Source organism: Aeoliella mucimassa (assembly GCF_007748035.1).
In the GTDB taxonomy this organism is placed as follows: domain Bacteria; phylum Planctomycetota; class Planctomycetia; order Pirellulales; family Lacipirellulaceae; genus Aeoliella; species Aeoliella mucimassa.
Genome location: NZ_CP036278.1, coordinates 634,966 through 657,458, shown reverse-complemented (window position 1 = coordinate 657,458; position 22,493 = coordinate 634,966). Strand labels below are relative to the sequence as shown.

Below are 22,493 nucleotides of genomic sequence, written 5' to 3'. Positions count from 1 at the left end.
CGGCTCGCCAATCGGAACAATCGCGCAGCGGGCAAGGTTTTTTCGGGGAACTTTCGCCCCCCTGGCACCCTGCGGGCGAATTGCGGGGCATGATTCACCGGTCTTGCCACTTGGCCACGAAGGGAGCGGCTGCCGATCGATGGAAACCCCACCGACCGGCGGCCGCCCTTGAATTTCGGGCCTCTCTCACCGCATCGCTCGCTGAATCCAGTGAGCCACGTTCGCCTGCAAGCCTGTTCCCCCCCGTGATTTCGCCCCATTCGTTGCGTTTCGGTCGCCCGGCCAGAAATCTGGTAAAAAGCACGTAAGCTTCGGCACCCCCGCGCATCTAATAGGGCAAATGATGGAACTATCCGCCATCCACCGGCGTGCAGCAACGCGACAGGCGGGCGGCTTCGCCCCCGCTTCTGCCCGACCTGCAATGCCCGAGCCCCACCAGCAATCACTGGCCCGCCAGTTTGCCGAGGGCGACATGGCGGCCGCGCAGCACACGATCGACATTCACCAGTCCGACATCACTCGGCTGGTGGTTCGCATGCTGGGCTGGCAACACCCCGAAGCCGTCGACGACCTGGTACAGGAGACCTTTTTACGCGCCCTCGAATCGCGACAACGATTCAACGGGCAATCGACCCTCGCGACCTGGCTCACGCGGATCGCAGTGAACCAGTGCCGGGCGTACCTTCGCAAGCACCGGCGGCGGCACCTGTTGCTGTCGTGGTGGAAGGGTCAACAACCAAACCGCACCGCTCCCGCGGCCGACACCCACTCGCAACAAGACGAAACCAACCAGCATGTGCAGCGAGCGATCGCCGAGCTTTCGGCCACGCATCGCGAAGTGATCGTGCTGCATTACCTCGAACACCAAAGCATCGACCATATTGCCGAAACGCTAGGCATCAGCCCCGGTGCCACCACTACCCGACTCTCCCGCGCCCGCGACGCCCTGCGGACGTTACTCGACCCCGCGCTGATCGATCCCTCGTAGGCGTACGCTTCGTTTTTCAATCCACCCAAAATGCCAACCAACGATTCCCAACTCGAAACCTTGCTCGCTCGCCTGGCCGAGAGCGACCACCCCGCAACGCGCCCAACGCTCGACGCCGAGCGGCTGGTCACCCGCGCTCGCGATCGTCGCCGCCGCCGCACCGTAAGTACCGTCGCTGCAATGATGCTTGGTGGACTGGTAACGCTCGGTGTGCTCGCCCAAACGTCGCACGAACCAAACACCTCCGGCGACTCGCCCACGCTGGCCGAGACCTCGCTGGGGCCTACAACTCCGGCGATGGCTGACAGTTGGGACGCGATTCGCGCCGACCTGGCAAGGCTCGAACAACAAACGGCCGAACTCAATGCACAGTGGTCGGCCAAGGCAGCCGAACTGAACGCGCTGATCGACCAGCCGACAAATGATGCCGAGCTGACGACCGATGATCGACTCCCCGGCGAACCAAGCCTCGCGGAACTTCGCGAGCAAGTCGCCGCACTCGAACATAAGCTGGCGGTCGACACTACCGAGCTGGAATACGACTACCAGCGGTCGCGTTCGGCCGCGTTGCAGTTGCAGTTGGCCGACCTCGACGCGGCCAAGCATCCCGATCGCGCGCAGCAAGCTTACCGCCAGATCGCATCGATCTACCCCGACACCCAGTGGGGCCGACAAGCCCAACGGATGCTGTCGCAAGCACCTTAATACCGTCGACTGCAGAAACCCTTTCTCCTATTTTCTCCCCCAAACGGAGTCTTCATGATGAAACGTTACGCGAACACGATGCTCACCCTTTTCGTACTGGCGGCAGTCGCTGCGCCGGCTCCCAGCTCTGCGCAGGAAGCAGCCTCCTCCTTACCGGGAGTCGTAAACATTTCTACGTCGCTGCTTATCACCGGTGGCTCGTCGGAACCACCGCTCGACGAAAGCTCGCTCAGTGCGCTGTTCACCAGTGGCTTTCGCTCCGAGTTCAAGCAGAAGCTCGATTCGCTGGTCGATGAGGAAACGGCCAACCAGTTTGAAGTCCATATGATGAGGGTTGATGAGGTGAGCCGAGGTGACAGATACCAGCACGCGTTTGGACGCGTCGTTCAACTCCAGGCCGCCATCGTCAACGTCCCGCCCGATTTGAGAACCGAGGTCGAAAACCAATCAGGGCCGCTTTTAGTCGAGATGTTTACCGAACGAGTCGGTCGTGTCTGGCAGTCGGAATATGCTCGTCAGCTGCAGACGTCGAAACAAAAAATGGAGCGTCTCAACCAACTCATCAGCGAGCTACAAAAGAAGCTCGAGATCTATCGCAGGGATTCTGTCGGCCTTAAACTTGAGACCATCGAGGACGCCGACACCCTGCGTAACAACTACCTTGAACTCAAAAACCAACAGCGCGGTGCCCGGCTCGAGCAACTGCAGTTGCAGGCTCGGCGAGAAGCGATTGAGAAACAGCTACAGATGCTGGAGGAGCAAGCGAGATCGATTGCCGAAGAACCCAACGTGGTGCTCACCCAACTGAAGGAACAGCTTGAAAAGAGTCAAGCCAGATTGAAAGAGGAGCTCCCTAAGAACGGAACCTGGCTAAAGGATAAAGAAGAAGCTACCGCTAAGGAAATTGAGAAACTGCAGGAACGTGCCAACTTATTGAAAGACGCTGGAGAAGAGGACTCGGAACTACTTAGACACATTGAACAATTGCGGGCTGCCTTACATACGAACCAGCGGAACTATAGTGAGGCACAACATCTTCTTGAACGCGACGTAGAAAGGTCACGCCTCGCCTATCTGCAAGAGATCGATCGCCTTAAACAGCAAAAGTATGGCGACCGGCTCGCTGAGTTGAACACGATGCTCACGACCGTGTTGATTGACCTCGACCAGCTTGAAGGGCAGGAGGTCCCCATGGCCGATGAAGTCGAGCGGGCGAAGAAGGCGTACGCTCAGCGACTCAATGCCGAAGTCGGCCAGAAGCAATTGGAGTTGGATATCGAAACGCTGGAACGAGAGTTGCGAGGTGCCCAAGCTTCGCTGCAGAATCTTCAGTCAGTGCAAGAACTTTTAGTGCAGCCAGAGCTTCACATCACCCCCTGGGGCGGTTGATCCCAACCACTACATGTCCCTCTCCCCTTCTCCTAACCTCGTTCCCACGCTCCGCGTGGGAATGCAGAGTGGACCGCTCCGCGGTCGCAGATGCAGTGAGCGGCCATTGAATACGACGAGCGCCGCATACGTGGCGACCACCATGGCCGCAGAGCGGCCTTCCGGGTGTTCCCACGCAGAGCGTGGGAACGAGGTTAGGAGAGGGGGTCCAACAACACCAGCAGCTCGCCGCGCCCACCTTCCAGTAGGTCGCCGTTGAACAGCGAGTAGCTTGCCGAAGTGCTCGATACGTCGAGTCCCTGCTCGGCCAGGTCGCGAAGCATCAAGGTGAGCGCCTGCGGGGCGAAATCGCAGGCGTAGCGGAACGTCGGCAGCAGCGTCGGTGCGGTGCCGAGCAAGGCGATGGTCCCGCGACGCATGCCAGAGCCAACCCGCGGGCCGCACTGGCCGAGCACCATGAGGGTGCCGGCTCGCATCTGGTAGCCTGCCCACTCACCGCAGTCGCCGACCACGGTGATCCAGCCGCGTCGCATCCGCTCGCCAGCGTGGGTACCACAGTTGCCATGCACGACGATCTGCCCGCCGCGCATGCCGACCTTGGCTGCTGGCAACGAACCGCCGACATGGTTGCCAGCGTCGCCGGTCACGTCGATGCGTCCACCGCGCATGGCCGCGCCGAGCCAGTCGCCAGCGTCGCCCGAGATGCTCAGCAGCCCGCCGCGCATCCCCTGCCCTGCATGTCGACCGACGTAGCCCACCACGTGCAGCTCGCCTTGTTGCATGTCGGCCGCCAGGTCGTGCGCCGAGGAGCAATCGCCCTCGATGCGGATCACCAAATCCGCGGGGTCGCCGGCCACGTCGAACAACTCGGCCAGCGGCACCTGACGATTGCCTTGCCAGAGGTCGATCCGCTCGATCTCGGCCAGCGACTTATCGGCCAGCGCGTCGGGCACCACCCCGGCCATTGAGACAGGCGTGCGGTCGAGCGAACGGGGGCGAAGATGCAGCACGAAACCACTCGGCTAGTCGGCGTGAACGCAATCGCAGCCGACGAGCTACGCCTCGCCAGGCTGAACCGTTACTATAAGAGAGATGAACGCCAACCGTGAGTCCCCGAACCCCTACCAGGCCCCGCAGTCCGCGGACGAGCCCGCGAAACCGAGTCTCTCGCTCGACGAAAAGCGGCTGATAGCCAAAGAGCAAACGATTGGTTTTGCGGTGCTGACGCTCATCTGCCTAGCTGGTTGCGGCGTTTCGATTTCCATCGCCCACTGGATTCATCAACCCCAGGCGAACGAGGCGTGGAACTCGGTGCTGCGAAACGTGCTGGACGTTGCTTCGGTGATCGGCGGAGTGCTGTTTGGCCCTGCGATGGTTGCTTGCGGCTGCCAAACACTGTTTCGCCTGGGTCGCTGGTGGCACCTGAGCGATCAGATTCGCTGGCAGAAAAAAGAAGAAGAAGAAGAAGGAGTCGCAAGCCGCCGAGGATCCCGCGGAGTAAATGATCCCCCGGCAGAGCCGGGGGCTTTCAAGTGTACGCCCGGAGGGCGTGCTCATTTGTTTAATAAGTGGAAGTACGGCGTAGCCACCTGATTGTGACCACGTCCAGAGGACGTGGTTTTCCTTCAGAATAAACCACCTGGCTTATCGAGAACTCCAACTGGCGAGGGGTAGATCGCTACTGCGATTCTCCGGCGAATTGCCCCAGCGACACAGGCTTCCGCTTGCTACGGCTCGATGATTTTGCCATTTTTTGATTTCTGTACCCCCTTTTCTCCCGCCGCTGGCACTCTACTACCATGACCGCCGTGAGCGTCCCCATTTCGCCATCCGCCGTAGTGCCAGATTTGGCCCAGTTGATCGAGGATCATCAGGCCACGGTCTGGCGGTACGTCCGCTACTTGGGGGCGGATTCCACCGAGGCGGACGACTTGGTGCAGGAGACCTTTCTGGCTGTTCACCGCTCCGATTTCGTGTACGAATCGGCCCGCCAGGCAGCTAGCTACCTGCGAACGACCGCCCGCAACCGCCTGCTGATACTTCGCCGCCAGCAGCGTCGCGAACCAAGCCAAGTAGAACTCGAAGCGGCCGACGCAGTGTGGGCCGAAATGGTCGGCGACGGCCCAGTCGATCCCTACCTGGAGGCCCTCGACCACTGCCTCGAAACCCTCGAAGGCCGCGCCCGTCGGGCCCTCGACCTGCATTACACCGACCGTCGTAGCCGAGTGGAGATTGCCACCGAACTGGAGATGAAGCCCGAAGGGGTGAAAAGCCTGTTGCGCCGCATCCGCGAGCTGCTGCGGGATTGTATTGAACGAAAAATCAAATCGTAGAGTGCAGGCAATGCACCGAGAGTAACGCTTCGCCAGATGGTTGCCTGCGTTACGACAAAGCATCCCCCAATTTTGGTGCATTCCATGCACCCTCCAGGAACCTAAGTATGCTCAACCGATCCGCCTTACTCGCTCTCCCGCTGATGGCTGTTTGCCTGGCGATGTCGTTCGCCAGTCGCACAAACGCGATGGGGGGAACCAGCATGGTTGCTACCGAAGGCCAGCCGGCGTTCATTTTGCCTGGCCTGCCCGAAGGAACAGCCGCGGTGCTCAACGATCCCGCGCGGACGTTTGGCTGGAACTCGTGGTTCAGCGAATGGCCGAACGACGTGAACCAGTACGCGTTCAAGATCGAATCGACCGACGACGTGAATCGCCTGCTCGAACTGCTCGCGGCCATCCAGTGCGACGTGCGGCAAGTAAAGCTGTCGCACCTGAAAGAACCAAGCGGGCTGGGCTGGGTAACGAAGCTCGACGAAGGCAACGACACGCCGGTCGTGTTCTCGGTGGGCAATCAAAAGCGGATCGATCAATGGTACGCGCAGGTGCGAAAACCCTTCGGCGTGATGGAGTTCACGGCCGCTCCGGTCGCGGTACCGCCGACGCTCACGCTGTTTGTGCAGAACGAAAAGATCAAGCTCGATGAACTGAAAATCCCCGACGGACTGGCCGTCGACTTCGGCTACGTACCCACGGTGTTTCACCAAGCGAATACTAAGCTCGAAGCCGGGACCGAGAAGCCAGACTCCACGAGCCTGATCGAAAAGGCGAAGGAAGCAGCCGACCAACCAACCAGCGAAACGCTGGACCACATTGCGAAGTACCTCGAAGCCCGTCGCGAACAGCAGGCGGGGCAAGAGGAACCTTGCGTCGAAACCAACGAAGAGTAACCCATCGTCCCATCGTGGGACGTCAGGCGTCACGATTCCAACATTCACTCCCATTGGTGCACTGCTTGCACCCCACTATGTCAGACACCCCTTCCAACATGCCCCCCGACGATTGGCGCGACCGTTTGGTCGATCGCGGGCTCGCCGAAAAACTCGGCGGAGAAACCCCGCCCGACTTGTCGGACGACATTCTCGCCGCGGCCAACCTCGATACCACCTGTTCCCTGGGAGAACCGATCATGACAAAGGCGACTGGCGTGCGACGTTTTCGTGGTTGGGCCCTGGCAGCCAGCCTGCTGGTGAACGCCGCGTTGATCACGGTGCTAATGACCTCGAAGGGCAACTCGCCCGAACTGACGATGGCCCCCCCGTCGCCGGAGGATTCCTCCCCCACCGCTGCACCAGCTGAGAACGAGCCAGCCGGCGAACATTATTACCCGCTAGGCAACGTGGAGCTGAATGATCCTTCGGAAGAAGCAAGCCGTCCCTGGTCCGAGATGTCCGAGTTGTCCGAGTTGTCCGAGATGGCTGTGCCCGCGATAGAGTTGCCCGTCGAAGACTCGTCCGACGTGATTTTCTCAAAATCCATCAAAGTGCAGAGCAGCCGCTTTGCGACCAGCAATCCTCATCAAACGTCCGCCAGAGGAAGAGACTCTGCGCCGGCGACGATCGCAGCGAGTCCGTCTCACGACTTATATGCTGGTGTCGCGGAGGAGATGGAAGGGTTCGATGTTGCCGATCCCCCGGTTGTTTATCCAGATGAAGAAGTTTGGGAAGAACTCAGCAATCGGCGTGAGAGATACAAGCAGGTGGAATCTAGTGGTCAAGCCGGAGAGGCGAAGCTCGACGACATGGAGATACTACCTGAATCAGGAGAACATTCATCATTCTCGCTCGCTGAAGCTGCAGCACGCCCCACGGCACCGAGGAGATCGAAGCCGCAAGGGCCAGCTACCTTCGGCGCGGAAGTTGGCAAGGGTCTGGCGGATGACTTGAGTTTAGAAATTCCGGAGATAACCATCTTGCCTGAAGAACCATTGCCGACCGCAGATTATGCCGGAGGCGATGGTCGCGGCGAGTTTGGCATGGATCTTGGTCTGCAGGGACCACTCGCATTCGACGACGAGGTCGCTGGCGAAACCGGCGGCGACCGCAAACTGGGGCTACAGGGACTGACGAATAGCGACAACCTAAAGGATGGTATCACCCAGCTTGCAGTAACACCCCACATCATCGATAGCAACATCAATGGCGACGGAGAGCCCCTTCGACGCACCTACACGACTCCCATGTTCGCCAATCTCGGCGAGCAACAACAACTCGCGCGGTCTACCTGGGGATTCCAACCACGTGGCGACTGGCAACGCTGGCCAAACGGCGACTGGCAAGGTCGGCCCGATGGCGAGGGCAATGGCCCCGGGGCTGCGGGCGATCGGTACGAGCGGATCGTCGAGAATCCCTTCCTGGCAGCCATCGGCGGCGACGCGGTCAGCACGTTTTCGATCGATGTCGATACGGCCAGCTACGCGAACATCCGGCAAATGCTCCTCTCCGGCCATCAACCGCCAGCCGACGCGGTGCGGATCGAAGAACTGGTGAACTATTTCGAGTATGGATATGAGGGGCCAGTGGCTGCCGGTACTCCCCCCTCCCCTGAAACTTCAGAAGACACACCCGTCGAAGCAACCGAAGAGAGCAAGCGTCCAGCGCCGGGCGTCGATCCCTTTGGCCCTGGTGTCAGTAGTGCAGACGCGGATGCAGCGGTCGATTCTTCTACCCCCTCCCCTAGCCCCTCCCCGCAAGGGGGAGGGGAAAGTAATGTGGCCGAAAGCGATGCCTCCTCCCCCGCAAGTGGGAGAGGGGAAGAGCATCCTGCAAGCGGTAGCGAGCAAGTGGCTCCTTTTGCCGCCCACGTCGAAACCGCGGCCTGTCCCTGGCGGCCGGAGCATCGGCTGGTGCGGATCGGCATCAAAGGTCGTGAGATTCCTGAATCGCAGCGACCGGTTTCGAACCTGGTGTTCCTGGTCGACGTGTCGGGCTCGATGAACGACCCCGATAAGCTACCGCTGGTGAAGCATGGTCTGCGCAAGCTTACCGAGAAACTCGGCGAGAACGACCGCGTGGCGATCGTGGTCTACGCGTCGAGCGAAGGACTCGCACTGCCGAGCACGCCAGGCACGGAGCAGGAGACGATTCTCGCCGCGCTCGATCGGCTGAACGCAGGGGGTTCGACCGCCGGCGGGGCGGGCATTCGTCTGGCGTATCAGTTGGCCGAGGATCACTTTATCCAAGGGGGCACCAACCGCGTGATCCTCTGCACCGATGGCGACTTTAACGTCGGCCTCACCAACCCCGCCGAGTTGGAGCGACTGGTCGAGCAAAAGGCCAACGACACCAAGGTGTTCCTCTCCTGCATCGGTTTTGGCCGCGGCAACTTGAACGATCAGATGATGGAAAAGATCTCCGGCATCGGCAACGGCAACTACTACTACGCCGATAGCGAAGCGGAAGCCGAGCGGATCTTCGCCCGCGGCATGACCGGCATGCTGGTCACGATTGCCAAGGACGTAAAGATTCAAGTCGAGTTCAATCCGGCCAAGGTGGCTGGCTATCGCTTGCTGGGCTACGAGAATCGCATGCTCAAAACGCAAGACTTTAACGACGACAAAAAAGACGCCGGCGAAATCGGCTCGGGACATACGGTCACTTGCTTGTACGAGGTGGTTCCTGCCGGCGAACCGGTGGCGGCCCCTCCGATCGACGAACTCAAATACCAACACCCGGCTGGTTTGACCAACGAGGCCGACACCGGCGATCTGCTCACGCTCAAGATGCGTTACAAGCAGCCCGACGAAGACGTGAGCAGCAAGCTCGAATGGCCAATTTCCGACAGCGGCCACACGTTCGGTCAGGCGAGCACCGACTTCCAATTCGCCTCGGCCGTGGCTGGCTTCGGCATGCTGCTTCGCGACTCGCAGTTCAAAGGCCTGGCCAACTACGACGCGGTGATCGAGATCGCCGAGTCGTCGCTCGGCAGTGATCCGACCGGCGATCGGGCGGAGTTCGTCGAACTGGTTCGCGCGGCCAAGAAGCTGATGCCAGAACCCGTGGCCGAGCAGCCCGTTGTTGAAGAACCAGTGGCTGATGACTCCGCCGAAGCCGAAGCGGCGGAAGCCGAAGAGTCCTCCGCGGAAGTGGCTCCTATAGTGCAAGAGTAGCAACCGCAAACGAATCGCGCACGAAACAAGCCGACCTCTGACAACTGCCAGAGGTCGGCTTTGTGTGGTTTATGTTCTCCGAGTTTTACCAACCGTAGTGGCCACTGGGGGTGTAGTAGCAGCTAGGGGAGTAGTTGTAGCTCGGAGTATAGTAGCAGCTCTGCGAGTAGCTGTAGGTCGGCGTGTAGTAGTACTGCGGAGTGTAACAAGTTTGGGTGTAGCAAGGCTGTGTGTAACAAGGTTGCGTGTAGCACGGCGTGGGGGTGTAAGTCGGCGGGCAAACCGGCTTATAGACTTTCACCGGGGTCACGCAGTGCGTTTTGACCGGGGCATGGTACGAAGCGTAGCTGTAGCGGTATCCGCCATAGCCACCGCATCCGCCGGCTTCGGCCGAAGAGGCCGCTGCGAGCGAGGCCACCAGGGCCAGAGCCAACACACCAAAGATCGCCAAAGCCTTCGAGTCACGTAGAGTCTTCATCGCATTTCTCCAGAATATAAGAGGGTTTTTTGTGGTGCAGGTGGTTGTTTCCTGCTTCACTCCCTCATACGCCCGCCATAGCGACTGTTACAAACTGGCGAACATTTTTTCTGAAGCCGCGTAAAAGGGCCTTATCGAAATAAGGTTTCCTCAATCGAATCGGTCGCCAGCCGAGGCAACTCGATGCTGGGAGCCTGAATGGCCGGGGCCTCGATCCCTGGCAGTTCGGGGCTTGCTAGTGTCGCACTGGGCTGCCCGGTCGAGAGGAAACTCGGCCCTGCGGTCGCTGCGAGCGGCAGTTCGCTCGGCGCGGTTGGCATCGCAGTCGGCATCGAAGTCGGCATCGCCGAAACCGCTCCTGGCAGCACCGGGGTGGTGAGAGTCGAGGGTTGCTCGATTTCGTCGCTCGGCGTCAGCGGCAACTCGGTAGGTGCTTCCTTCGGCTCGGGCAGCACCGACTCGGTCACAGGAGTCATCGTGCCGAGCGAGTGCTCGCTCGGGTGTTGATCGTGTGCCCCATGGGCGACGACCGGCGCCCGCGACGAAGCGTAGTTGAGCGGCCGGGGCCGCCCACGACGCCGCTCCAGGTCGGCCGCATCGCGATACGCCTTGGCGGGCCAAGCCCCTTCGGCCAGGTAAACCCCATCGTACTCCAGCAGGGTTCCCTTACTGAAATGCACGTTCTTAATCGCAATCGCGTACTCGGCCAGCGTGCGGTAGTACCGCGTTTCGGCCTCGGCCACCCGCCGCTGGGCGTCGAGCAGCAAGTCGAGCGACGCTTTGTCGGCCTCGAACGCGGCTTCGATCGCGGCCAGTTGCTCGCGACTGGCTTGCAACCGGTTGTAGCTGGTTTGCGAAACGATGAGCGCCCGATCCATTTCGGCGATGCTCGCCGCAGTGGCGTGCACCACTTCTTCCTGCTGGTCGCGGAGGATGGCTCGCGAGCGGGCGAGTTCCATCTCGGCGTTGCGAACCGCCGTGTGCGCCCGGCGGAAGCCGATCGGCATGTCGAGTTCGAAACCGGCTTGCCATTCCTGGAAGTCGCCGGTCATCAGGTCTTCGTACGCGTTGTCGAACCGCGGCAAGGTGCCGCCGTTGCTATCGATCAGGTCCTTGCCGAAGCCGCGGAACCGATACCGCCCGACCACATCGAGTCTCGGCATCAGGAAGTTCTTGCTGGCGATCAATTCCAGCTCGCGACGACGCACCTGGAATCGCTGTCGGCGAAGTTCCGCCCGGCGAGCGACTGCTTCGGTGCTGATCTCGTACCAGTCGAACGCCACGGGGGCGAGAATCGGCTCGTCGGCAGGTCGCAGCAGTCGTCCATCGCTGGCAGGCAAGTTCAGCAACCGACGCAACCGGCGTTCGGCCACGAGCACACCGCCGGTGCCGCGGAAGGTGCCACCCATGCTGCCATTGTTGGTGCGAGTGCCATCGAACAACCGCCCCGCCAGCGAGTTTTGCACCTCTTCCTGGAAGCGATAAAACTGCTCGCGGGCTTGGGCTTCTTTTTCGGCCTCGCCGCCGCGCCGGCCCGACTCGTACAACGCCCGAACCCGTCGCCAGGTTTCGAGCGAAGCATCGCGGGCGGCCACCTGGGCATCGAGATCGCGGTAAGCAAAGTACAGATCCCAGTAGGCGTTCTCCACGTTGCTCACGTAATCGCGCACGGCGACTTCGAAGTCGGCCAGCTCCACGTCGGTACGAATGCGAGCGATCACCACGCCAGTGTAATTGCCAGGCGTTTTGGTCGGTCCCGCGATGCGATTGAACTGGGTACCGCTCCCTTGCAGCAAGGGATGACGCACTTCGCCTTCAACCTTTACGGTCCAGGCGTCGTCGAACAGGTTACCAGGCGCGTTGTTGCCGTCGAACTCCACGATCTTGCGGGCCGACAGCTCGGTACCGGTGACCGCCAGCTTCGAGAGCTGGGTCTGGAACGCGCCGACGTTCTGCTGCAAGGTGCGAATGCCGCCGCCGAAGAACTCGTTGTTGATCTGGCGGTCGTTGTTCTCAAAGTACATGCTCGTCGTCCACTGGGCGTCGAACACGCTCAGGGCCGATTCGATGCCTTGGGCCGGATTGGTTTCGACGATGCCGGGATCCATCTGAGTACGGGTGGTATCCGGCGAGCGAACCACGGCCGCACCGACATCGCGAAGCACGTCGGAGTTGGCAAACGCCAGCTCCACGACCTCGGCCAGGGTGACGTCCTGGTACTCGGCCGGTTCGTCGGTGGCCAGCGTGCGCGGCGCAAGCGAGTCGATCGTCGTATCGCACTCTTGCTGCGTACAGCTATTGGTCGCCGGATACTCGATCTCGGCACTGACCAGCTTGTAATGAGAATCGCACGACTCGCTGCAGGCTTGGAAATTGCGCACTTGATTGCTGCGGCACCCGACAAAACTGGTGCACAGCATCAGCAGCGAACAGTAAATGCGTAGTTGGCGATGCATGTTCGGCAGGTTGTTAAGCGAGCACTACCCACGGCGCCCCCCACGGTTGCCGCTGCGATAGCACTCTCGGCGCACTACGCTTAGGCAGGCGCTGTTGTTGTTCATCGGTCTCGGCGAGCCGTACATCCACTACAACCGGCAAAAATTGTCGCCCTTCCACTGGCAATCCACTTGATAAAACCGCGGCAGAATCTGCGGGCACCACTATACTGAAGGCTATGCGTTCCACCTCTTCCGACACTTCCGATGCCCCCTCGACCACCGATCAAGCGGTATGGGACGACCTGTCGCTGGTGCTCGACCAGGTAGACGACGCCGCGCGCACCGCCGAGGCACCCAGCGACTTCTATCGCGCGGTGCTAGCAAAGATGGCTCCGTTGCTGGCTGCCAGTCGCGGAGCGGTTTGGATCGTCGAAGCATCGCAAGCCGTGCGGCCGATCGCCCACACGTCGACCTGGCTCTCGGCGATTGCCGATCACGAAGCGCACCAGGCGTTGGTCTCCGCAGCCATCGCCAGCACCGAGGTGCTTGAGCTGCCGCCGGGCGCGTCGATCGGCGAGGCTACGAACCCCACGCCCGACTACTTATTACTTGCCCCGGTGACGCTCGCCGAGTGGACCCACCACCAGCGCGGCGTTGTAGCGGTGGTGGAACTCGCGCTGCCAGCGGGGCGGGCCCCTTCGAGCTATCGCGGCTCGGTAGAGTTGCTTCGCACACTCACGCAGGTTGCCGCCGAGTACCATGTGCGTCGCGAACTACTACGCCTGGGCACCGCGGGGGCCGAAACCCAATCGCTACTCACCTTTGCCGAACGCATCGGCGGCCACGTCGACCTGCAACGCACCGCCATGGCGATCGCCAACGAAGGGGGGCGGGTGATCGCCTGCGACCGCATCAGCGTGCTCACTGCCAGTTCGCGGAGCGCGCGGCTGTGGGCCACTAGCGGGACCGATCACGTGGAACGCCGCGGCCGCGCGGCCAGGGCGCTCGAGCAACTTGCCACCATGGCGGTGAAGCTCGGCGAGCCGATCGACTACACCGACCACGCAGGCGACGACGCCGAGTCGCTGCCGCAAGTGGCCGAGGTGCTTGGTCGCTACGTCGACGAGTTCCACGCCCGCTCGCTGATCGTGATGCCGGTGCCGATGGACGACGAGCAGGCCGAGCGGACTTCGCACCGCGGGGTGCTGGTAGTCGAACAGTTTGCCAGCGACTCGACTCCACTCAACCGCATGCACGTGGCCGAACTCGCCCGCGCGGCGGCCCCTGCGCTCTCGACCTCCCTCGCCTGGCACGAGCTTCCCCTCGGCGGGCTGCTCCAAACCATCGGCTGGCTACGGATGCCGAGGACGCTGTTCCGGTTGTCGGCCGCAGTGCTAGTGATCGCAGCGGTAGCGACTGCACTCTGGGCGATTCCCGCACCGATGACGGTCGACGTCCGTGGGCGGCTGGTGCCGACCGAGCGACAAGAAGTGTTCGCTCCCCGCAGCGGGTTGGTCGATCGCCTCGACGCGCTGCATGGCGAGTCGGTCACCGCTGGCCAGGTGCTCGTCGCGCTTCGCGATCCGGAACTTGCCATCGAAATCGAACGACTCGCCGGCGAGCGACAGCAGCTTGCCCGCCAGCTCGAGTCGGTTCGCGCCACGCGCACCACGGCCGATGTTCGTCAGCGCGATCCGCTGGAGCTCTACCGCTTGAGCGCCGAAGAAGAAGAGCTAAAGACTAAACTCGAAAACCTGACCGCCGAGCAAACCCTACTTGAGCAGCAAGCCAAGTCGCTGGTGGTCACCAGCCCCCTTACCGGGCAGATCACCACCTGGCAAGTCGAAGAGCGGCTCGCCCTTGGCCGGCCGGTCGAGCGAGGGCAGGTGCTCGTTTCGGTCGCCAACACCGCTGGCGATTGGCAACTGGAACTCGACCTGCCCGACGAACGACTCGACCTGCTCCGCACTGCCGACGATTGGCCGCTGCAGGTGGAGTATCGACTCGGTAGCGACTCTAGTGCACTGCACCACGCCACGGTGACTCGTATCGCCGACCGCGTGGAACATCGACAACAACCAACCGGCGGCGAAGCAGCCACGGTGACGATCGAAGCCACCCCGACCGATGAACTCCCAGCCGAACTTCGCGAAGCCGCCTTGCGCCCCGGCGGCACTCTCCGCGCCCGCATCGTGGTGGGCAAGCGTTCGCTCGGCTACGTGCTGACCAGCGATCTGTGGCGGGCGGTGTGTAACTGGTGGGAGTTTTAACCTGGCACCGCGTAGGCGTTTGCCGCGAATCACCGAATCATGAAACACTATCTACTCACCTTCTGCCTGCTCACCTGCTCGGCGCTTTCGGCCACGGCTACCGAACCGATTGTCGTGGAGTCGGCGGTGCTGCAGTTGATCGACCACGCCGACCTGGCGGCAGGCGAAAGCGGGTTGCTGGTGGAACTCAACGCGAGCGAAGGCAAAACGTTTGCCAAAGGGGACGTGATCGCCCGCATCGACGACACCGACGCTCGCATTGCCGAACAAGCGGCCGAGGCCGAGTTGGCGCTAGCCAAGGCCAAAGCCGAAAACGACGTAGCGATTCGCACCGCCGCCGCAGCCCAGCGCGTGGCCGAGGCCGAACTCGCCCGCAGCGAAGAGTCGATCGCCAAGTTCGCCAAGAGCGTGTCGCAATCTCAGATGGACATCGAACGGCTGAACGTCGACAAGCTCAAACTCGAAGTCGAAGCCGGCAAGCACGAACTGCACCTCGCTCGACTGTCGCAAACTGTCGCCCAACGCAAGCTCGAAGCCGCCCGGCTCGAGATCGAGCGGCGGCGGGTGCTTGCTCCCATCGCGGGTGTGGCCGTGGACATCGAAGCCAGTGTCGGCGAGTGGGTGGAACCGGGTCAGAAACTGGTCCGCGTGGTCAGCACCCATCGCTTGAAGGCCGAGGGCTTCGTGGCCGCCGATCAAGCCGCCCAAGGACTCGATGGCTGGCAGGCCGAGATCGAACTGGCCGACGGCTCCCGCGTGACCGGGGGGGTGGTGTTCGTGAGCCCCGAGATCGATCCGATCAACAAGCAAGTTCGCTTGTGGGCCGAAGTGGAAAACAGCGAAGGTCGCTTGCGTCCCGGCCAGACCGTGAGCATGCAGCTGCAACCGCCGGTCGATCGTTAACGCTCGCGACTCGAAGACTCCTTACTGTAAGTCGACACCTGCTTACTGACATCCCATGGCCATCTCCTCGACGAACGACGCCTTGCTAACGCTTGCCGCACGACGCGACGTGCTGGCCACGGCGGTGCCGGTCGCGGGTCGGCGGATGTGGGTGGTGAAAGACCCGATCACCCTCGAGCATCACGAACTCGGCGAGGCCGAATACCTGTTGCTCACCGCGCTTGAGCGACCTGCGTCGCTTCGCGATCTCAAACAACTCTACGAGCGGCAATTCGCCCCGCGAACGATCCAGCCGACCGAAATCCACACCTACCTGGCCCAGTTGCATCGCGCCGGGTTGCTGGTCGCCAGCGGTAGCGGGCAGGCGGCCGAGCTTGTCGAGCGAGCCAACGAGCGGCGGGCGACGCGGTGGCGGTGGGCCTGGACCGAGCTTTTGGCCTTGCGACTGCGCGGTGTGAATCCCGATCGCCTGCTCGACGCGTTGTTGCCAGCCGCCAAGGTGCTGATGAGTCCCCTGGCCCTGTTCGCCTACGCACTGGTGGTACTGGCCGCGCTACTGCTAATGGCATCGCACGCCAGCGAGTTTCTTGCCCGCTTGCCGGCACTCGACTCGCTGGTTGCTCCCAGTAACTGGCTGTGGCTCGCAGTGGTGGTCGCGGTCGTGAAGGTGCTGCACGAGCTGGCTCACGCGATGGTCGCCAAACGCATGGGGGCCGAGGTGCACGAGATCGGCGTGTTGCTGCTGGTGTTCGTGCCGACGCTCTACTGCGACGTGAGCGACATCTGGAATCTCTCGAACAAATGGCATCGCATGGCGGTGTCGGCCGCTGGCATGGCGATCGAACTGCTGCTGGCCGCTATCGCGACATTCGTCTGGTGGAACAGCGAGCCGGGCCTGGTGAACCTGCTGGCGATGAATGTGATGCTCGTCGCTTCGGTCGGCACTCTGCTGGTGAACGCCAACCCACTGATGCGATACGACGGTTACTACCTGCTATCGGACCTGGTCGAAGCCCCTAACCTTTGGCAACGCTCGCGCGACGCCTGGCATCGGCTCGCTGGTCGCTGGTTCTTCGAACCGACCAGCCACCAATCGCCCCGCGAGCCCTGGTGGATGCCATTGTACGGTGGGCTTTCGTCGGCTTACATGATGCTGGTACTCGTCACCATTTTTTGGACTCTGCTCGTCGCGCTAAAGCCACTCCATCTCGATACCCTCGCGTACGGATTAGGACTCGTGATGCTTGGCGGAGTGGTTGCCGGCCCCGCTCGGCAGTTGCATCAAACGCTCGACAATCCACTGAAGCGGCGACAATTCCGCCCGCTCGCTTCGTCGCTGGTGTTGCTCTCGGCCGCGGTAGTGTTTGCCGCGTTCTGGTGGTGGCCGCTGGCCGATCGCGTGCAGTGCCAAGCCCGCGTGGTCGCAGCCAGTCCTGCGCCGATCGTCGCGACGCTCGGCGGGCGACTCGAACAGGCCGCCCCGGCTGGCAAGTTGGTCGCTGCGGGCGAGGTGGTTGCCACCCTTACCAACGACCAGCTGCAAGTCACCGGCGAACAACTGGCCGCCGAAGTGAAGCTCGCCGAACTCCGGGTGCAGCAACTTCGCACGCTTCGCGCTCGCGACGCGCAAGCGGCTCGCCAGCTACCAACGGCCGAAGCCGCGCTCGATGCCGCCCGCGAGCAACTTCGCGAACATCAACAACAGACCGAGCGATTGACGCTGCGTGCGGCCCACGCCGGTCGAGTGATGCCGCCGCCGAGTGTGCTGCCCGACGAGCAGAGCCTGACGCTCGCCCGCTGGAGTGGTACCCCGCTCGATCGCGAGAACCAAGGTGCCTGGATCGAGCCGGGCACGCCGGTCGCGATGGTTGCCGACGCCGACACGCGCGAAGTAGCGCTGGCGATCGACGAGAACGATGTCGAACTCGTGACGCCCGGGCAGCGAGTTCGTGTGCAACTCGCAGGCGTTGGTTCGACTCCGCTGTGGGGATCCATCCGCGACATCGCTCGCGTATCGACCGCTGCAACGAGCGAGTCGACCGGCCCTTCTCGTTGGGGCACCCCAACGATCGATGCCCGACCGCTTTACGAAGCCCGCGTCGTGCTCGATGATCCACGGCTCGAGTTGCCGCTCGAAAGCGGTGGGCGGGCGAAGGTCGAAACCGGGCGGACCACGCTCGGTGCCTGGGTTATTCGCGAACTCCGCGACGCTTTTCGGCTTCCCTAGTACGTCGTCCCGGAAGTCATTTCCTATAGAGTTCAGGGAAGACGCGTTTGGCGTCTTTTCGATGGAAGGTCCAATTGATTTTGATTTTCTTCCGATTGCGGTCGCGTGAACAGTGGGAGAGTTCGCTTTGAACCTTGTCGAGCGAAGCCAACCGACGTCCCAGGCATTGTCGCTGTATGGCCGAGATTTCGATCTCGGCCATGTTGAGCCAACTGGCATGCTTGGGGGTAAAATGCCACACAATCCGCTCCAGCATTGGCCGAGCCGCCTCCTCGCCAAAGGTTTCGATCAACGACTTCTCGTTGTGCGTGTTGAGGTTGTCCATCACCAGATGAACCCGCTCTGCGTCGGGATAGCGCTTCAAGAGGTCGCGGACGAACCGGGCGAAGTCGGCTCGCTTGCGGTGACGCTTGGCCTGAACGAATCGCTTGCCCGCCTTCGGCTCGACCGCCACGAACACGCTGCAGGTTCCGCAGCGGCGGTACTCGTAGTCCTGCTTCGCGATCTTGCCGGGTGCCGCGGGCTCGGGCGGCCGCGCGTCGTCGACCCTCTGATAGGGCTGCTCGTCGAGGCAGACGACCGGCTCGTTCGGGTCGAGCGGCTTCTCGTACTGCTCGAGGACGTCCTCCATCCGCTCACAGAACTCGTCGTTCAGCTTGGGCACGCACCAAGTTTTTTTCGCCACGGCTTCAGGTCGTGTTCCTTGAGCCACAGCGAGACCTCCGTCACGCTGAGCGAATCGACGAAGCCTTCCTTCACCGCGTGCTCGCACAACAATTCCAGCGTCCAGCGAGCCCGTCCCTCGGGCGGCTCGCTGCACGCCAGGGCGATTACCTGTTGCTGCTGCCGCTTGGTGAACTCTGGGGGGCGGCCCGAGCGAGGCGCATCGTACACCGCCCGCTGGACGCCCTCTTCGCAGAACCGCTTTCGGACGGCTCGGACGTTGCGCGTCGTGCAGCCCACATGCTCGGCGATCTCTTCGTCGGTGCATCCCGAGTCCGATTTCAATAATATCTGGCAGCGACGCACCACTTGCGCCGCGCGGGCGCCTGAGCGTGCTAGCTGCTCCAAACCTCCACGGGCCTGGTGGTCCAGGCAAACAATGTGCTTTTTCATTCCGCAGCATATAGCAGCGGAATGGATTTCAGGAAAGACGTACTAGTGCAACCACGGTTGCTTCTCGAGCCGCGCAACCGGCGCAAGTCCTACACGCTGACTGCAAAAGATAGCAGGAATCGGAGATCCACACCGTGCGCCCGACCGCACGACTTGCGTTCGTGAACTAAGCTTGTGATGAACGGGCAGAAAACAACTCACTGTTACCCCCGCTACTCATCGTTTTTCCTTTTCACCGAAAGCTTTACCCATGTATCGGACCGTGTTGTCCGCCGTCGCGTTATCGATTGCTTGTTGCCTGGCCACGTCGGCCGAAGCCCGCGAAATCAAGAGTGTTAAGTTCGAGGTACTGGATTCGTCCAGCGTTGGTTTGCCATTCACTCCACGCAAAGTGGAATGGGTACTCGGCAAAGTTCGCGTAGAGGGAACGGTTCGTAACACGAGCCCCGACGACTACGAATGGATCGAAGTGGTTTACACCGCGCTCGATCGCAATGGCAACGTTCTCGGTAGCGACGTCTGGCATGTTACCCCGCTGCAACTCGCCAGCGGCGAGATCGGCGAAGTCGACGGCGACCTGATCAACACCAAGGGACGCATCCCTAGCGTGATCCAGGTAGAGATCGTCGGCGAGACTCCTTAGCTGGGTGCAAAGCCTCCCGCGCTCAGGCGAACGATCACTTGACCAAGCAACGAGTCGGGTATATCACAGCAGCCTGTTCTTCCGCTTGGGCTTCGAGGCCCAGCAGTACACCTCGGTTCGCGACGACGAGGAAGACTACTCGCTGATCGGCTGGACCACCGGCATCGGCATTCGTCGATAATTGCCGAAGTTGGCAACTTTTTTGCCCCCTTTCGAGCGATTCCCGGCACTTATGCTTAGGTAACAACGTCCAATACGCAACTTCCTTCCCGATTGCTAGCAAGCACTGCGGTGGAGGATGCTCTGTTGGATCACCTACTACCTTTGCCTTCGCCCCCGGAGTTTGCTCATGCTGCGACGCTCGACTCCCCTGCTGCTGGTTCTGCTGCTGGTCACCTCGCCGGCTTCTGCGCTCATCACTGGCAACGTGGGCAACGACCCAATCGACATTCCCGACTGGCCGGCCGGCGCGGCCGAGTGCTTTAACCTTCCGCAGCGAGTCGCTTACTGGGAAGGCCCTCCCTTCGGCGGCGGTCAGTACCATGGCGAGTTCCGCGGCGATACCGATGCGCTAAACACCGCGCTCGAGAAGTTCGCCGCAGTCGAGAGTCCCAACAAGCGTATCATCGTCGAGAGTGGCGTCGGCGGCAGTTTCTGGCTCAATTCCAACCGCTATTCCAACAAGGTCGATCAGGCGAAGATCGACTGGACATTCGTTGTCTGGCGTTCGGAATCGTGGAACCACCTGTCGGCTAGCCCTCCGATGATTAATCCCACGTCGGCTGCCGATCGCGAAATAGGCGCCCCGGCCGAGTTCACGATCTACACCGGCGGCAACATCGATTGGGATCAAGTGCAGCTCCCTACTGGCATCAAGGTGATCGATCGCCGCCTCGAAGCGCATGGCTACTCGCTGGAAGATGGTCTGGTGGTCGAAGGTACCCTGACCGACCTGGCAACCGGCGAGCCGCTCGTCGGCACCATTCAGATCGACCCTGCCGGCGACCTGCAGGAACGCAAGCCCACGACGCTGACAACCGATGACCAGGGCCACTGGGTGAGCAAGATCCAAACGCCCGGCACCTATCGCGTGACCGCCAGTTGCGACGAATACGTTTCGCGACAAGTCGGATACGTGGTCTACCGTAATCAACCGCAGTGGGTCGACCAGTCGACTCAACTCTCCCGCGGCGGCGAAATTGCAGGGCGGGTGCTCATCAGCAGCGACGAACCGCTGCCGGGAGCCACGGTCGACCTCCGCCACTTCGCCACCCCTGCAGGCGAGCGCTACGACCTACCCGAGCGAAAGCTTACTACCACGACGAACGAGCGAGGAGAGTTCCATTTCTCGTCGATCCCACTCGGCTCGGTGACCGTTGCCTTCGGCAAACAAGGCTACAGCCAAAATGGCTTGTCTCCCAGCGTGAAGGTGCCGAGCGACGACAACGATTTACAGCTGGTTGCTGCTGGCAATCTGACCGTGACCGTGCAGTTTGCCTCCGGTGAGAAACCAGACGAGTACCTGGTAGAGATCGAACCCGAAGGGGGCAACGCGGTTGGCAAATGGGGCGGCAGCTCGCAAATCGACGCCAACAACCAGGCGACGTTCCAAAACATCCCGCCGGGCACGTACGAAGTTTGGGGCCATCCCAATCCGACGAACGAAAGCCAACACACCGAGCGTCAGACTGTCGAAATCAAAGGGGGCGAAACGCTCACCCGCGAGATCAAGGCGAAATAACCGGCGCTAGGTTCGTCGACGTCGGTGGCGGCGGCAAGTTCAACACCGACTCTTTCCGCACCAGTGTGCTCTCGTAATGCTTCAGTAGCCCGTAGGTCGACTGAAACGCCGGCAACGACGACAACGCCTGGTACGACGGATTGGCAATCACCTGCTCGTAGTTGCGGAGCGATTGCTGAATCGCCTCGACCGGCGGGTGCGATTGGTTGGTAAACACCTCGGCCGGCAACGCCAGGTACGTCCGCCATTCGGGCGTGAGCTGGTCGAACAACTTCGGCGAGGTGCTGCTGAGCTGCCCGCGAATCACATCGGAGTCGGGCGTCGCGTACCGCTGGGCGAGCAACTGCGGTTGCCCTGGCACCGCTTGCAACGGGGCTTGCTGCGTCGGCATCGGTTGCTGCACCATCGGCTGCGTTGTTCCCGGATTGTTCGGCACTGGTACCGCGTTGTTCGCTACCGCACCAGGCTCGACCGGAGTGACTCGCGACGTGCTATACGCATCGACCTGTCGAACCAACTCGACCGCGGCCGGAGGAATGGCGACTGGCTGCTGCGGATCGAGATTCTGGTAGTAGGCCGCGTTGGCCATGCCATCGACCTTGAGCATCGAACCATCGAGCGACGCCCCGAGGAACAGCCCGCGACTTCGCGCGTACGAATAAATCTCGGCCTGCAGTTGAGCATCGGTCGCTGCGGCCGCTTGCCGCCCCACGGGTCCGGCCGCCGCGGCAGCATCGACACCGAGCGTAAACTTGTTGGTGAAAATGCCGTTGATGCTCTTTTTAGTTTTGAACACCAGAATCACGTCGGTCGACTGCACGCCCGCCTGCCAACCAACGCTACCGCCGGTGAGGGTCACGAACACCGGAGCGTGCCAGCCGCCGTTATCGTCGCGGACGATCAAAGTGCCACGGCCATGCCGGGCGCCGATCACGAATCCCCCTTTGATCACATTGGGAATAATCGCGATGCCTTCAGCCCCTTCGAGCATCCGCTGCGGAATCGCCTGGGCGGGGATCGCCATCACCTCGTTCAGCACCTGAATCGACGCCCGCACCGCCTCGTCTTCGCGCGCCTGAGCGTAGGCACTCGACTCGATGCCCGCGGCGACCAATAGCAGTGCTATCACTCGAACGGTCCTCGGCATTCGCAAG

At 61.7% G+C, this 22,493-nt stretch carries 19 protein-coding genes; 13 read left to right on the top strand and 6 right to left on the bottom strand.

Translation table 11 applies throughout. The annotated features are described in order from the left end of the window. Positions 1 to 421: 421 nt before the first annotated feature. Genes Pan181_RS02695 through Pan181_RS02685 form a run of 3 tightly spaced genes read left to right on the top strand, consistent with a single transcriptional unit; the run spans position 422 to position 3,082 of the window. Positions 422 to 988, top strand: coding sequence for an RNA polymerase sigma factor (locus Pan181_RS02695; protein WP_197528853.1), 567 nt, complete (start codon positions 422 to 424; stop codon positions 986 to 988). A gap of 30 nt (positions 989 to 1,018) precedes the next feature. Then, positions 1,019 to 1,693, top strand: a complete 675-nt coding sequence (locus Pan181_RS02690; protein WP_145245365.1) for a hypothetical protein — start codon at positions 1,019 to 1,021, stop codon at positions 1,691 to 1,693. A gap of 54 nt (positions 1,694 to 1,747) precedes the next feature. Further along, a complete protein-coding gene (locus tag Pan181_RS02685; protein ID WP_145245364.1) occupies positions 1,748 to 3,082 on the top strand; it encodes a coiled-coil domain-containing protein in 1,335 nt (444 codons plus the stop codon). 194 nt (positions 3,083 to 3,276) lie between these two features. Here the strand turns inward: Pan181_RS02685 and Pan181_RS02680 are convergent, their stop codons facing one another. Beyond that, positions 3,277 to 4,092 (bottom strand): formylmethanofuran dehydrogenase subunit C, encoded by an 816-nt coding sequence (locus tag Pan181_RS02680; protein ID WP_145245363.1) that lies wholly within the window; start codon positions 4,090 to 4,092, stop codon positions 3,277 to 3,279. Positions 4,093 to 4,174: 82 nt separating this feature from the next. Here Pan181_RS02680 and Pan181_RS02675 point away from each other — a divergent pair, with 82 nt between their 5' ends. From Pan181_RS02675 to Pan181_RS02660, 4 genes are all read left to right on the top strand, one after another. Beyond that, entirely contained in the window at positions 4,175 to 4,675 is a 501-nt protein-coding gene (locus Pan181_RS02675; RefSeq protein WP_145245362.1) for a hypothetical protein, read from the top strand. Positions 4,676 to 4,890: 215 nt separating this feature from the next. Beyond that, complete coding sequence (locus tag Pan181_RS02670; RefSeq protein WP_197528852.1) at positions 4,891 to 5,415, top strand: sigma-70 family RNA polymerase sigma factor; 525 nt, start codon at positions 4,891 to 4,893, stop codon at positions 5,413 to 5,415. Positions 5,416 to 5,522: 107 nt separating this feature from the next. After that, positions 5,523 to 6,305: a hypothetical protein gene (locus Pan181_RS02665; protein ID WP_145245360.1), complete on the top strand. Its 783-nt coding sequence runs from the start codon at positions 5,523 to 5,525 to the stop codon at positions 6,303 to 6,305. A 77-nt stretch (positions 6,306 to 6,382) separates the two neighbouring features. Continuing rightward, the gene (locus Pan181_RS02660) at positions 6,383 to 9,523 is read left to right on the top strand and encodes a YfbK domain-containing protein (protein ID WP_145245359.1); all 3,141 of its coding nucleotides are present in this window, start codon (positions 6,383 to 6,385) and stop codon (positions 9,521 to 9,523) included. A gap of 85 nt (positions 9,524 to 9,608) precedes the next feature. On the opposite strand, the gene Pan181_RS02655 is transcribed toward Pan181_RS02660, so the two are convergent. Then, positions 9,609 to 10,001 (bottom strand): hypothetical protein, encoded by a 393-nt coding sequence (locus tag Pan181_RS02655; protein WP_145245358.1) that lies wholly within the window; start codon positions 9,999 to 10,001, stop codon positions 9,609 to 9,611. Between the two features lie 131 nt (positions 10,002 to 10,132). Further along, positions 10,133 to 12,457 (bottom strand): TolC family protein, encoded by a 2,325-nt coding sequence (locus Pan181_RS02650; protein ID WP_145245357.1) that lies wholly within the window; start codon positions 12,455 to 12,457, stop codon positions 10,133 to 10,135. A 218-nt stretch (positions 12,458 to 12,675) separates the two neighbouring features. Here Pan181_RS02650 and Pan181_RS02645 point away from each other — a divergent pair, with 218 nt between their 5' ends. Genes Pan181_RS02645 through Pan181_RS02635 form a run of 3 tightly spaced genes read left to right on the top strand, consistent with a single transcriptional unit; the run spans position 12,676 to position 17,839 of the window. Further along, positions 12,676 to 14,709, top strand: coding sequence for an efflux RND transporter periplasmic adaptor subunit (locus tag Pan181_RS02645; protein ID WP_145245356.1), 2,034 nt, complete (start codon positions 12,676 to 12,678; stop codon positions 14,707 to 14,709). A 39-nt stretch (positions 14,710 to 14,748) separates the two neighbouring features. After that, positions 14,749 to 15,612, top strand: coding sequence for an efflux RND transporter periplasmic adaptor subunit (locus Pan181_RS02640; protein WP_145245355.1), 864 nt, complete (start codon positions 14,749 to 14,751; stop codon positions 15,610 to 15,612). 55 nt (positions 15,613 to 15,667) lie between these two features. Further along, positions 15,668 to 17,839 (top strand): HlyD family efflux transporter periplasmic adaptor subunit, encoded by a 2,172-nt coding sequence (locus Pan181_RS02635; RefSeq protein ID WP_145245354.1) that lies wholly within the window; start codon positions 15,668 to 15,670, stop codon positions 17,837 to 17,839. A gap of 16 nt (positions 17,840 to 17,855) precedes the next feature. On the opposite strand, the gene Pan181_RS02630 is transcribed toward Pan181_RS02635, so the two are convergent. Then, the gene (locus Pan181_RS02630) at positions 17,856 to 18,503 is read right to left on the bottom strand and encodes an IS630 family transposase (RefSeq protein WP_145244957.1); all 648 of its coding nucleotides are present in this window, start codon (positions 18,501 to 18,503) and stop codon (positions 17,856 to 17,858) included. Further along, the gene (locus Pan181_RS02625; protein ID WP_145244956.1) at positions 18,491 to 18,955 is read right to left on the bottom strand and encodes a helix-turn-helix domain-containing protein; all 465 of its coding nucleotides are present in this window, start codon (positions 18,953 to 18,955) and stop codon (positions 18,491 to 18,493) included. The genes Pan181_RS02630 and Pan181_RS02625 overlap by 13 nt, the downstream gene beginning before the upstream one ends. A gap of 262 nt (positions 18,956 to 19,217) precedes the next feature. Between Pan181_RS02625 and Pan181_RS02620 the strand changes: the two genes are divergently transcribed. From Pan181_RS02620 to Pan181_RS02615, 3 genes are all read left to right on the top strand, one after another. Next, positions 19,218 to 19,598: an FxLYD domain-containing protein gene (locus Pan181_RS02620; RefSeq protein ID WP_145245353.1), complete on the top strand. Its 381-nt coding sequence runs from the start codon at positions 19,218 to 19,220 to the stop codon at positions 19,596 to 19,598. Positions 19,599 to 19,602: 4 nt separating this feature from the next. Continuing rightward, positions 19,603 to 19,779, top strand: a complete 177-nt coding sequence (locus Pan181_RS25860; protein WP_197528850.1) for a hypothetical protein — start codon at positions 19,603 to 19,605, stop codon at positions 19,777 to 19,779. A gap of 168 nt (positions 19,780 to 19,947) precedes the next feature. Beyond that, complete coding sequence (locus Pan181_RS02615) at positions 19,948 to 21,339, top strand: carboxypeptidase-like regulatory domain-containing protein (protein ID WP_197528849.1); 1,392 nt, start codon at positions 19,948 to 19,950, stop codon at positions 21,337 to 21,339. On the opposite strand, the gene Pan181_RS02610 is transcribed toward Pan181_RS02615, so the two are convergent. After that, a complete protein-coding gene (locus tag Pan181_RS02610; protein WP_231943732.1) occupies positions 21,326 to 22,468 on the bottom strand; it encodes a lipid-binding SYLF domain-containing protein in 1,143 nt (380 codons plus the stop codon). The genes Pan181_RS02615 and Pan181_RS02610 overlap by 14 nt on opposite strands. Positions 22,469 to 22,493: the final 25 nt, after the last annotated feature.

What these genes read in the sequence shown, in the direction of transcription:
- Pan181_RS02665 (WP_145245360.1), top strand. Translation starts at nt 5,523, where the DNA reads ATGCTCAACCGATCCGCCTTACTCGCTCTCCCGCTGATGGCTGTTTGC.
- Pan181_RS02695 (WP_197528853.1), top strand. Translation starts at nt 422, where the DNA reads ATGCCCGAGCCCCACCAGCAATCACTGGCCCGCCAGTTTGCCGAGGGC.
- Pan181_RS02635 (WP_145245354.1), top strand. Translation starts at nt 15,668, where the DNA reads ATGGCCATCTCCTCGACGAACGACGCCTTGCTAACGCTTGCCGCACGA.
- Pan181_RS02685 (WP_145245364.1), top strand. Translation starts at nt 1,748, where the DNA reads ATGATGAAACGTTACGCGAACACGATGCTCACCCTTTTCGTACTGGCG.
- Pan181_RS02625 (WP_145244956.1), bottom strand. Translation starts at nt 18,955, where the DNA reads ATGAAAAAGCACATTGTTTGCCTGGACCACCAGGCCCGTGGAGGTTTG.
- Pan181_RS02650 (WP_145245357.1), bottom strand. Translation starts at nt 12,457, where the DNA reads ATGCATCGCCAACTACGCATTTACTGTTCGCTGCTGATGCTGTGCACC.
- Pan181_RS02645 (WP_145245356.1), top strand. Translation starts at nt 12,676, where the DNA reads ATGCGTTCCACCTCTTCCGACACTTCCGATGCCCCCTCGACCACCGAT.
- Pan181_RS02655 (WP_145245358.1), bottom strand. Translation starts at nt 10,001, where the DNA reads ATGAAGACTCTACGTGACTCGAAGGCTTTGGCGATCTTTGGTGTGTTG.
- Pan181_RS02690 (WP_145245365.1), top strand. Translation starts at nt 1,019, where the DNA reads ATGCCAACCAACGATTCCCAACTCGAAACCTTGCTCGCTCGCCTGGCC.
- Pan181_RS02675 (WP_145245362.1), top strand. Translation starts at nt 4,175, where the DNA reads ATGAACGCCAACCGTGAGTCCCCGAACCCCTACCAGGCCCCGCAGTCC.
- Pan181_RS02660 (WP_145245359.1), top strand. Translation starts at nt 6,383, where the DNA reads ATGTCAGACACCCCTTCCAACATGCCCCCCGACGATTGGCGCGACCGT.
- Pan181_RS02615 (WP_197528849.1), top strand. Translation starts at nt 19,948, where the DNA reads ATGCTGCGACGCTCGACTCCCCTGCTGCTGGTTCTGCTGCTGGTCACC.
- Pan181_RS02640 (WP_145245355.1), top strand. Translation starts at nt 14,749, where the DNA reads ATGAAACACTATCTACTCACCTTCTGCCTGCTCACCTGCTCGGCGCTT.